At 65.5% G+C, this 11,479-nt stretch carries 10 protein-coding genes; all 10 read left to right on the top strand.

Going from position 1 to position 11,479, the window contains the following annotated elements; translation table 11 throughout:
- The first annotated feature begins 50 nt into the window (after positions 1-50).
- Positions 51-1,316, top strand: a complete 1,266-nt coding sequence (locus CHB88_RS03810) for a lipoprotein-releasing ABC transporter permease subunit (protein WP_089397983.1) — start codon at positions 51-53, stop codon at positions 1,314-1,316.
- Positions 1,309-2,010, top strand: coding sequence for a lipoprotein-releasing ABC transporter ATP-binding protein LolD (gene lolD / locus CHB88_RS03805; RefSeq protein WP_089397982.1), 702 nt, complete (start codon positions 1,309-1,311; stop codon positions 2,008-2,010). Before CHB88_RS03810 ends, lolD begins: the two co-directional genes overlap by 8 nt.
- Positions 2,000-2,797, top strand: a complete 798-nt coding sequence (locus CHB88_RS03800) for a TatD family hydrolase (RefSeq protein WP_089397981.1) — start codon at positions 2,000-2,002, stop codon at positions 2,795-2,797. The genes lolD and CHB88_RS03800 overlap by 11 nt, the downstream gene beginning before the upstream one ends.
- Before the next feature lie 3 nt (positions 2,798-2,800).
- Positions 2,801-5,215: a DNA internalization-related competence protein ComEC/Rec2 gene (locus tag CHB88_RS03795; RefSeq protein WP_089397980.1), complete on the top strand. Its 2,415-nt coding sequence runs from the start codon at positions 2,801-2,803 to the stop codon at positions 5,213-5,215.
- Positions 5,216-5,299: 84 nt separating this feature from the next.
- Positions 5,300-6,112: an alpha/beta fold hydrolase gene (locus tag CHB88_RS03790; protein ID WP_089397979.1), complete on the top strand. Its 813-nt coding sequence runs from the start codon at positions 5,300-5,302 to the stop codon at positions 6,110-6,112.
- A 12-nt stretch (positions 6,113-6,124) separates the two neighbouring features.
- The gene (locus tag CHB88_RS03785) at positions 6,125-7,069 is read left to right on the top strand and encodes a lipid A deacylase LpxR family protein (RefSeq protein ID WP_245844725.1); all 945 of its coding nucleotides are present in this window, start codon (positions 6,125-6,127) and stop codon (positions 7,067-7,069) included.
- Between the two features lie 127 nt (positions 7,070-7,196).
- Positions 7,197-8,855: a CTP synthase gene (locus CHB88_RS03780; RefSeq protein WP_089397978.1), complete on the top strand. Its 1,659-nt coding sequence runs from the start codon at positions 7,197-7,199 to the stop codon at positions 8,853-8,855.
- Positions 8,852-9,706, top strand: a complete 855-nt coding sequence (gene kdsA, locus CHB88_RS03775; protein WP_089397977.1) for a 3-deoxy-8-phosphooctulonate synthase — start codon at positions 8,852-8,854, stop codon at positions 9,704-9,706. Before CHB88_RS03780 ends, kdsA begins: the two co-directional genes overlap by 4 nt.
- A 90-nt stretch (positions 9,707-9,796) precedes the next feature.
- The gene (eno, locus tag CHB88_RS03770; RefSeq protein ID WP_089397976.1) at positions 9,797-11,080 is read left to right on the top strand and encodes a phosphopyruvate hydratase; all 1,284 of its coding nucleotides are present in this window, start codon (positions 9,797-9,799) and stop codon (positions 11,078-11,080) included.
- 61 nt (positions 11,081-11,141) lie between these two features.
- The gene (gene ftsB, locus CHB88_RS03765) at positions 11,142-11,465 is read left to right on the top strand and encodes a cell division protein FtsB (RefSeq protein ID WP_089397975.1); all 324 of its coding nucleotides are present in this window, start codon (positions 11,142-11,144) and stop codon (positions 11,463-11,465) included.
- The last annotated feature ends 14 nt before the right edge of the window (positions 11,466-11,479 follow it).

Here is an 11,479-nt window from a genome sequence, read left to right as displayed (position 1 = left end):
CCGGCGCGGCTCATGCAGCGCCCACTTGCCCGGGTTCCAGGAGTTTTCTATTGAGTATCGTTAAGAACATGCCATTCGAATGGCTGGTCGGCATGCGCTATACCCGCGCCGGCCGCCGCAATGGCCGCAACAGCTTCATCTCCTTCATCTCGCTGATCTCCATGGCCGGCATCGCCCTGGGTGTCGCCGCCCTGATCGTGGTGCTGTCGGTGATGAACGGCTTCCAGAAGGAAGTGCGCGACCGCATGCTGTCGGTGCTGTCCCATATCGAAGTGTTCGACGCCACCGGCTCCATGCCGGACTGGCGCCTCACCGCTCAGGAAGCCTTCCGGAACAAGGAAGTCAAGGGTGCCGCGCCCTATGTCGCCGCCCAGGCCATGCTGACCCATGGCGACACGGTGCGCGGCGCCATCATCCGCGGCGTGCTGCCGGAGGAAGAACCCAAGGTGTCGGACGTCGCCAAGCAGGTGAAGCAGGGCAGCTTCGACGACCTGAAGCCGGGTGAATTCAATATCGTGCTCGGCAAGGAACTGGCGCAAGGCCTGCGCCTGCAGGTGGGCGACAAGGTGACGATGATCGCGCCGCAGGGCACCGTTACGCCGGCCGGGGTGCTGCCGCGGCTGAAGCAGTTCACCGTCGCCGGCATCTTCGAGGCCGGCCATCATGAATACGATGCGGCGCTGGCCTTCGTGCATATCGACGACGCCATGCGCCTTTTCCAGCTGAGCGCGCCGTCCGGCCTGCGCCTGCGCATCCAGGACATGCAGCGGGCGCCGGAGGTGGCGCAGGAGCTGTCGCGCATCCTTACCGGCAATGTCTACATCCTCGACTGGTCGAAGCAGAACAAAACCTGGTTCGCGGCGGTGCAGACCGAAAAGCGCATGATGTTCATCATCCTCACCCTGATCATCGCCGTCGCCGCGTTCAACCTGGTGTCCACCCTGGTGATGACGGTGACCGACAAGCAGGCCGATATCGCCATCCTGCGCACCATCGGCGCCTCGCCGACGTCCATCATGAAAATATTCATGATCCAGGGTGCGCTGGTAGGGCTGTTCGGGACGGCGATCGGCGTCGGCCTCGGCGTGCTGGTGGCGCTCAACATCGACGTCATCGTGCCTTTCATCGAGCATCTGCTGGGCGTGCAGTTCCTGTCCAAGGACATTTACCTGATCACCGAACTGCCTTCCGATCTTCGCTGGGCCGATGTCTATACCATCGGCGGCGTGGCGGTGGTGCTGGCCTTCGTCGCCACCTTGTATCCCAGCTGGCGCGCGGCGTCGGTGAAGCCGGCGGAGGCGCTGCGCTATGAGTGACCTTCGCACGGATCAGGCGGTGCTGTCCTGCCGCGGCTTGGCCAAGACCTACACGCAAGGCAAATATGCCGTGGAGGTGTTGCGCAGCATCGATTTCGAGGTGCATCGCGGCGAGCGCGTGGCCATTGTCGGCGCCTCGGGCTCCGGCAAGTCGACCCTGCTGCACGTGCTCGGCGGACTGGATTCACCGAGCAGCGGCAGCGTCAGCCTGCTCGGCCAGGATTTCGCCGCCCTCGGCGACAAGGCGCGCGGCGAGCTGCGCAACCGCGGTCTCGGCTTCGTCTACCAGTTCCACCACCTGCTGCCGGAGTTCTCGGCGCTGGACAATGTCGGCATGCCGCTGATGATTCGCCGCACGCCGCGCAGCGCGGCGCACGAATCGGCGCGGGTCATCCTGGAACGGGTCGGTCTGGGCAAGCGGGTCAGTCATGTGCCGGGCGAGCTGTCCGGCGGCGAACGCCAGCGGGTGGCGCTGGCACGGGCGCTGGTGACCCAGCCGGCCTGCGTGCTGGCCGACGAGCCGACCGGCAACCTCGACCGGCATACCGCCCACGCCACCTTCGACCTGATGCTGGAGCTGTCGCGCACCCTCGGCACCGCCTTCGTCATCGTCACCCACGACATCGAACTGGCGCGGCGCTGCGACCGGGTGCTGCGCCTGTCCGATGAAGGCTTGCAGCCGTATGTGGACTGACACCCACTGCCACCTCGATGCCAGCGAGTTCGGCCCCGAATCGGGCGAGGTGGCGGCGCGGGCGGCGGAGAACGGCGTGTCCTGCATCGTCATTCCGGCGGTCGGCGTGGTGAACTTCTCTGCCGTATCGACGCTGTCGGCGCAGCATGACAACTGCGTCCATGCCCTCGGCATTCATCCTATCTTCGTGCCGCAGGCGGAGGAAAGCGATCTCGATGCCCTGCGCTCGGCGGTGGAGGCTGCCATCGGCGATCCGAACTTGGTGGCGATCGGCGAGATCGGCCTCGATTTTTTCATTCCGGCGCTGTGCACGGCCGAGATGCGCGACAAGCAGGCGCATTTCTACCGCGAGCAGCTGCGCATCGCCCGCGACTTCGGCCTGCCGGTGCTGCTGCATGTGCGCCGCTCGCAGGACGTCATACTCAAGCACCTGCGCCAGATCCGTCCCGCCGGCGGCATCGCCCATGCCTTCAACGGCAGTTTCCAGCAGGCGCAGACTTTCATCGACCTCGGCTTCCGGCTTGGCTTCGGCGGCGCCATGACCTTCACCCGGGCGCTGCAGATTCGCCGCCTCGCCACCTCGCTGCCGCTGGACGCCATCGTGCTCGAAACCGATGCCCCGGACATTGCGCCCGCCTGGCTGCATCCGGGGCGCAATACGCCGGAAGAATTGCCTCGCATCGGCGCCGCGCTGGCCGAGCTGCGCGGCATGACGCCCGAGGACATCGCGCTGGCCACCAGCGCCAATGCCCGCTCGGCGCTGCCGAGACTGTCCGCGCTGAACTGATCCATGCGCAGCGCCGTCATCGGGTTGACGATGGGGGTGTTTCTGCTGCAGCGGCAGGCCCGCTTGCCCACGCTTTCCGAGGCGTGTCTGCTGGCGGCGGCTTTCCTCTTGCTGTTCATCCTCTCAGGATTTTTGGGCAAAAAACGCCGCTGGGCCGGGGCGGTCTGCCGCCTGCTCGCCGGCCTCGTGTTCGGCTTTGCCTGGGCCGCCGGCCTCGCCCAATGGCGCCTGTCGGAAGGCTTGCCGCTGGACGTGGAAGGCAAGGATGTCCGCGTCACCGGCATCGTCTCCAGCCTTCCGTTTCGCTTCGAGGACGGCATTCGCTTCAACTTTCGCGTGGAGGCGGTGCAGGCCGGCGCCGATCCCTCGCTCTTGCCGAAAAACCTGGCGCTCGCCTGGTATGGCGGATTTCGCGGCCGGCCCGGGGAAGCGGTGCCGCATCTGAAGCCGGGCGAGCGCTGGCAGCTGACGGTGCGCCTGCGGCGACCGCATGGCAATGCCAACCCGGATGGCTTCGACTATGAAGCCTGGATGCTGGAACAGGGACAGCGCGCAGTCGGCTATGTGCGACCGTCGTCGGCTACCTCTCCCAACCGCAGGCATGATGATTTCGTCGCCGGGTTCGGCACCCTGGTCGAACGCAGCCGCGGCTGGCTGCGCGACCGCATCGAGCATGCCCTTGAAGGGAAGCGCTATGCGCCGGTCATCGTGGCGCTGGTCATTGGCGACCAGCGCGGGCTCGATGGCGACGACTGGAAGCTCTTCACGCGCAGCGGCATCGGCCACCTGATATCGATCTCCGGACTGCACATCACCATGGTGGCGGGCATGGCAGCGGCGTTCGCCGCAGCACTGTGGCGGCGCTCCTTCTTCACCCGCGCCAGCCTGCCGCTGCTGCTGCCGGCGCAAAGCGTGGCGGCGCTGGCGGGCGCGCTGGCCGCTCTGGTGTACGTTCTGCTCGCCGGGTTCGGGGTGCCGGCCCAGCGCACCCTCTACATGCTGTCAGTGGTGGCGCTGGCGATGTGGAGCGGCCGCATCGTCAGCGTGTCCCATGTGCTGTGCCTGGCGCTTGCGGTGGTCCTGTTGTTCGACCCCTGGGCCGTGCTGTGGCCGGGATTCTGGCTGTCCTTCGGCGCGGTGGCGGTGATTCTCTATGCGTCGGTGGGACGCATCAATGAAGGCCATGCGAACGATGCGCCGGCCTGGCGGCGCATCTTGCGCAGCGCCGCCCATACGCAGTATGCGGTCACCGTCGGCCTGGTGCCGCTGACCCTGCTGCTGTTCTCGCAGATATCGCTGATCAGCCCGCTGGCCAATGCCATCGCCATTCCGCTGGTGAGCCTTCTGGTGACGCCGCTGGCGCTGGCGGGCAGCATCCTCCCGGCGCCGCTCTGCGCCTGGCTGCTGCAAGCGGCGCATGCGCTGGTCGCCTGGCTGGCGCAGGCCTTGTCCTGGCTGGTCGATACACCGATGGCGGTTTGGTCGGCGCCTGCGCCTGCCTGGTGGATGTTTGCCCTGGCCTGCATCGGCATGCTGTGGCTGCTCGCGCCGCGCGGCTGGCCGCTGCGCTGGCTGGGCGTGCTGACCTGGCTGCCGTTGTTGCTGCAGGCGCCGGCACGGCCTGCCGCCGGTGAATTCTGGGCCACTGCCTTCGATGTCGGCCAGGGCATGGCGGTGCTGATCGAGACCAACGGGCACCGCTTGCTGTACGACACCGGTCCTGCCTATTCGGGCGAGTCGGACGGCGGCAATCGCGTCATCCTGCCTTATCTGCGCAGCCGGGGCATCCAGGCGCTGGATGGCATCGTCGTATCCCACAGCGACAATGACCATTCCGGCGGCGCGCTGTCGCTGCTGCGTGAGTTGCGGGTGGATTGGGTATCGTCCTCGCTGCCGCCTCACAACGCGATCGTGCAAGCCAGTCCGCGCCATGAACGCTGCCTCGCCGGGCAAACCTGGGAGTGGGATGGCGTGCGCTTCGAGATGCTGCATCCGTCCGCCTCCATCTACGAAAGCGTCAAGTGGAAGCCGAATGCGCGCAGCTGCACCCTGCGCATCAGCCGGGGCGGCCGGTCGCTGCTGCTGCCGGGCGACATCGAGGCGGTGCAGGAAGCCGAATTGCTGGAGGGGGCAAGGGAGCGCCTTGAAGCGACGGTGCTGCTGGCGCCGCATCACGGCAGCGGCACCTCGTCCACCGCCGCCTTTCTGTCAGCGGTGAAGCCGGAGATCGCGCTGTTCCAGGTCGGCTATCGCAACCGCTACAACCATCCCAAGGCGGAGGTGTATGAGCGCTATGGCCGGTACGGCATCCGGCGCCTGCGCAGCGACGAGTCTGGCGCCATCAGCCTTCGCTTCGGCAAGGAACTCCAGGTAAGCGAATACCGCCGCGAGCAGGCGCGGTACTGGCACGGACGATAGATGAGGTCGCCGGTTGTTGTGCGCAGGCGCTGAACAGGCTCTAAAATGCCAGTCGCCAACAACAATCGACACCTTGCGCCACACATGGACCGCCCCGTTCTTCAATTCGTGCATGCCAACAGCTACCCCGCGGGCACCTATCACCAGTTCTTCAGCCATCTGCGGCGCCACTTCGAGATCCAGGCGCTGGACATGCATGCGCACGACCCGCGCTATCCGGTGCAGAACGGCTGGTCGGCGCTGGCGCGCGAACTGCTGGACGACATGGCGGAGCGGCAGGCCGCGATGCAGACGCCGCAGCCGGTGATCCTCGTCGGTCACTCCATGGGCGGCATGCTGAGCCTGATGGCGGCCAAAGCCCGGCCGGAGCTGGTGCGCTGCGTGGTGCTGCTGGATTCCCCGGTAGTCGCCGGCTGGCGCGCGCTGCTGCTTCGCTTCGCCAAGCGCGGCGGACTGGACCGCCGGTTTCCGCCGGCGAAGGCGTCCCAGGGCCGGCGCAACGTGTTCCCGGATGCCGAGACCGCCTATCGTCATTACGCCGCCAAGCCGATGTTCGCCGCCTGGGACCAGAACGTCTTGCGAGACTACATCGCGCATGGGCTGAAGCCGCATCCGCAGGGCGTAACCCTGCGCTTCACCCGCGAGACCGAGAACATGGTGTACCGCACCTTGCCGGATCATCTCGGCGCCATCACCCGGCGCGGCTTCCCGGTGCCGGTCGGCTTCATCGGCGGCCTGGATTCGGCGGAGTGCCGCCAGGCAGGCCTGGCCGCCACCCGCAAGCTGGTCGGCCGCCATTTCCAGCAGGTGCCCGGCGGGCATCTGTTTCCCATGGAGTCGCCTGCCGCCGCCGCCAATGCGGTGCATGCGATGATCCGTTCCCTGCTTGGCGTTTGAACAGGACATCCGATGATGCTTAAGCTTAATCCAGGGGCGGCCGTCGCGGCCGCCAGCTTTGCGGCCCTGTCCGCGCTCCCTTTCGACGCCTCCGCCGGCGTGGTCGACGACTTTCGCCAGGCCCATGCCGCCGGAATTACGACGCATGCGGCAGAAATCGACAACGACTCCCTGCTGCTGAAGCGCGACGACGGCTTTTACACGAGCGGGCTGCGCTACACCCAGCAGTGGACTGCCAGCACCGCGGGCGGCATGGTGAGAGGCGGCTGGCGCGTCGGCCAGGAGTTGTACACCGCCTCCGACATCAAGCTGCCGCCGGCGCGGGTGGGCCCGCCCGACCATCCGTATGCCGCGTGGCTGTATGCCGGCGTCTTCAGCGAACGCCATGCCGCCGATGGCAGCCATGCCCGGGTCGGCGTCGATGTTGGCTGCCTCGGTCCCTGCGCTGGCGGCGAGCGCACCCAGAACACGCTGCACCGCATCCTGAACCAGCCGCTGCCGCAGGCATGGAGCAGGCAGGTGCGCAATGAAGTGGGCGTGGTGCTGCACGGGGAGGTGGCGCCGATGCGGTGGACGCCCGCCCCGTTCCTCGATGTCACTCCCAGCATCAAGGGTCGTTTAGGCAATATTTACACCGACGCCGGCTTCAGCGTGCTGGCGCGGGCAGGGCGCTTGAACCTGCTGCCTAACCAGCCCACGCTGCATGGCTACCTGCGCCTGGACGGCCGCTGGGTCGGCTACAACGCCAGCCTGCAGGGCGGCTATTTCTCTTCCGGCAATCCCCACACCGTGGCGCCCAAGCGGCTGGTGGGCGAGGCGGAAGCCGGCGTGGCCTGGCTGCAGGGGCCGTTCGAGGCAATGGTCGGCGTGGTCCGCCGCAGCAACGAAATCCGCGACCTGCCGAATTCCTTCGGCAGCCAGAACTATCTGCGCCTGATCCTTTCCTATACCCATTGAGCGCCGCCCCAGCCTCGCCGCATCGTCCCGATTTCCTGAACGGACCGGAAATTTCCCAAAAGACGGCCCGCGGACGGTTTGGGGTATAATTTGAATTTCCCGCAAGTGCCGTCCGGCACATTCAGCAATGACCAAGTTTGTATTCGTCACTGGCGGCGTCGTGTCGTCCCTGGGCAAGGGAATCGCCGCCGCATCTCTGGCTGCCATCCTCGAATCGCGCGGCCTCAAAGTCACCCTCCTGAAGCTCGACCCGTACATCAACGTCGATCCGGGCACCATGAGCCCGATGCAGCACGGCGAGGTGTTCGTCACCGACGACGGCGCCGAGACCGACCTCGACCTCGGCCACTACGAGCGCTTCATCACCGCCAAGATGCGCAAGGTGAACAACTTCACCACCGGCCAGATCTACGAATCCGTGATCCGCAAGGAACGCCGCGGCGAGTATCTCGGCAAGACGGTGCAGGTGATCCCGCACATCACCAACGAGATCCAGGAGTACATCCACCGCGGCGCCGAGGGCTTCGACGTGGCGCTGGTGGAGATCGGCGGCACCGTCGGCGACATCGAATCCCTGCCGTTCCTGGAAGCCGCGCGCCAGCTCAGCCTGCGCATGGGCCGCAACAGCAGCGCCTTCGTGCACCTCACCCTGGTGCCGTACATCGCCTCCGCCGGCGAGCTCAAGACCAAGCCGACCCAGCACAGCGTACAGAAGCTGCGCGAGATCGGCATCTCGCCGGACGCGCTGCTGTGCCGCGCCGACCGCCGTATTCCGGACGACGAGCGCGCCAAGATTTCCCTGTTCTCCAATGTGCCGGAAGACGCCGTCATCTCGGTCTGGGACGTGGACACCATCTACAAGATCCCGCAGATGCTGAACGACCAGGGCCTGGATGCCATCGTCTGCGAGAAGCTCGGCTTGTCCGCCAAGCCCGCCGACCTGTCGGTCTGGAACCGCCTGGTGCATGCGCTGGAGAATCCGAAGAACGAAGTCACCATCGGCATGGTGGGCAAGTATGTCGACCTGACCGAGTCCTACAAGTCGCTGACCGAGGCGCTGCGCCACGCCGGCATCCATACCGAGAGCCGCGTCAACATCGAGTACATCGACTCGGAAGAGATCGAGGCCAAGGGCACCGCGAACCTGAAGAAGTACGATGCCATCCTGGTGCCGGGCGGCTTCGGCAAGCGCGGCGTGGAAGGCAAGATTGCCGCCGCCCGCTTCGCCCGCGAATCCCAGGTGCCTTACCTGGGCATCTGCCTCGGCATGCAGGTCGCGCTGATCGAATTCGCGCGCCACAAGGCCGGTCTGGCCAAGGCCAATTCCACCGAGTTCGATCCGGATACCGAGCAACCGGTGGTGGCCCTCATCACCGAGTGGCAGAACCATGACGGCAAGGTCGAGCGCCGCGACGTCAATTCCGACCTCGGCGGCACCATGCGCCTGGGCGCCCAGACCTGCGCCGTCAAGCCGGGCACCATCTCGTCGGAAGTCTACGGCGCGGTCGTGACCGAGCGTCATCGTCATCGTTACGAGGCGAACAATCACTACCTGGATCGCATCGAGGAAGCAGGCCTGGTGGTTGCCGCCCGCACTCCGACCGAAGACCTGTGCGAGATCATGGAAATGCCGCGCGCCGGCGAGAATGCCCATCCGTGGTATGTCGGCGTGCAGTATCACCCGGAGTTCAAGTCCACGCCGCGCGACGGCCATCCGCTGTTCATCTCGTTCATCAAGGCGGCGCTGGCCCACAAGCAAAGCGCATCGCAAAGGAAGGCAGCATGAAACTCTGCGGCTTCGAAGTCGGCCTCGACAAGCCGTTCTTCCTGATCGCCGGCCCGTGCGTGATCGAGTCGCAGCAGATGGCGCTCGACACCGCCGGCCAACTGAAGGAAATCACTAGTCAGCTCGGCATCCCCTTCATCTACAAGTCTTCGTTCGACAAGGCCAACCGGTCCTCCGGCACATCCTTCCGCGGCCTCGGCATGGAGAAGGGCCTGGAGATCCTGGCCACGGTGAAGCGCGAGATCGGCGTGCCGGTGCTGACCGACATTCACGAGATCGACGAAATCAAGCTGGTGGCGGCGGTGGTGGACGTGCTGCAGACGCCGGCCTTCCTGTGCCGCCAGACCGACTTCATTCGCGCCTGCGCCCAGTCGGGCAAGCCGGTGAACATCAAGAAGGGGCAGTTCCTCGCGCCGCACGACATGAAGAACGTGATCGACAAGGCGCGCGACGCGGCCCGCGAAGCCGGTCTGCCCGAAGACAACTTCATGGCCTGCGAACGCGGCGTATCCTTCGGCTACAACAACCTCGTGTCCGACATGCGCTCGCTGGCGATCATGCGCGAGACCGGCTGCCCGGTGGTGTTCGACGCCACCCATTCGGTGCAGCTGCCCGGCGGCCAGGGCTCTTCTTCCGGCGGCCAGCGCGAATTCGTGCCGGTGCTGGCGCGTGCCGCGGTTGCGGTCGGCATCGCCGGCCTGTTCATGGAAACCCATCCGAATCCGGCCGAAGCCAAGTCGGATGGCCCCAACGCCGTGCCGTTGGCGCGCATCAAGAACCTGCTGGAGACGCTGGTTAAACTCGACCGGGCCGTCAAGGAAGCCGGTTTCGCCGAAAACGACTTTTCATAAGAAGGCCGCGCGCCTCGCTGCGCATACCGCCACCAGCCGCGCCGGCCTGCCGCGCGGCGACAAGAATTCTATTTGCTTTGGGAGATTGAAATGAGTGCAATTGTTGACATCATCGGCCGCGAGATCATCGACTCGCGCGGCAATCCGACCGTGGAATGCGACGTGCTGCTGGAGTCCGGCGTCATGGGCCGCGCCGCCGTGCCGTCGGGCGCCTCCACCGGTTCGCGCGAAGCGATCGAACTGCGCGATGGCGACAAGAGCCGCTATCTCGGCAAGGGAGTGCTCAAAGCCTGCGAGAACATCAACACCGAAATCTCCGAAGCCATCATGGGCCTGGACGCCAATGAACAGGCCTTCCTCGACCGCACCCTGATCGATCTCGACGGCACCGAGAACAAGAGCCGCCTCGGCGCCAATGCCATGCTGGCCGTCTCCATGGCCGTGGCCAAGGCCGCCGCCGAAGAAGCCGGCCTGCCGCTGTACCGCTATTTCGGCGGCTCCGCCTCCATGCAGATGCCGGTGCCGATGATGAACGTCATCAACGGCGGCGCCCATGCCGACAACAACCTCGATCTGCAGGAGTTCATGATCATTCCGGTGGGTGCGCCGACCTTCCGCGAAGCGCTGCGCTACGGCGCCGAAGTGTTCCACGCGCTGAAGAAGATCCTGCACGACAAGGGCCTGACCACCGCCGTCGGCGACGAAGGCGGCTTTGCGCCTTCCGTGGAAAACCATGAAGCCGCGATCAAGCTGATCCTGCAGGCCATCGAACAGGCCGGCTACGAGCCGGGCACCCAAATCGCGCTCGGCCTGGACTGCGCCGCCTCCGAGTTCTACAAGGATGGCAAGTACCACCTCGACGGCGAAGGCCTGCAGCTGTCGTCGGCCGACTTCACCAACCTGCTGGCGACCTGGTGCGACAAGTACCCGATCATCTCGATCGAGGACGGCATGGCGGAGAACGACTGGGAGGGCTGGGCGACGCTGACGCAGCGCCTGGGCAAGCAGGTGCAGCTGGTGGGCGACGACCTGTTCGTCACCAACACCAAGATCCTTCGCGAAGGCATCCAGAAGGGCGTGGCCAACTCGATCCTCATCAAGATCAACCAGATCGGCACGCTGACCGAAACCTTCGCCGCCATCGAGATGGCCAAGCGCGCCGGCTACACCGCGGTGATCTCGCACCGTTCGGGCGAGACCGAGGACAGCACCATCGCCGACATCGCCGTCGGCCTGAATGCGCTGCAGATCAAGACCGGTTCCATGTCGCGTTCCGACCGCATGGCCAAATACAACCAGCTGCTGCGCATCGAGGAAGACCTGGGCGACATCGCCACCTACCCCGGCCGCGACGCTTTCTACAACCTGAAATAAGCCTGTTTTTCGGGTCGATTTCCGATCGGCCCGGAAGGCATTCCCGGTGTAGCATAGTGCCATGCGCCTGATCATCCTGAGTCTCTTCGCCCTGTTGTTGCTTGTCCAATATCCGCTCTGGTTGGGGAAGGGCGGCTGGCTGCGCGTCTGGGATCTCGACGGCCAAGTAACAGCCGCGAAGCGCAAGAACGACGAACTGCGGGCGCGCAATGCCAAGCTCAATTCCGAAGTCATGGATTTGAAGGAAGGCACGGGAGCCATCGAAGAGCGGGCGCGTTATGAACTCGGCATGATCAAGGAGGGCGAAGTCTTCGTCCAGATCCTGGAGAATAATGGCCAGCCGCTCAACATATCGAGCGCCGCGCCGCCGCCGAACAAGAAGTGACGCCTGTAAAAAAG

Origin of the sequence: Noviherbaspirillum humi, assembly GCF_900188095.1 — a bacterium.
GTDB lineage: Bacteria > Pseudomonadota > Gammaproteobacteria > Burkholderiales > Burkholderiaceae_D > Noviherbaspirillum > Noviherbaspirillum humi.
The sequence above is the reverse complement of the archived record's forward strand: the minus strand, read 5'-3'. Positions and strand labels throughout refer to the sequence as shown.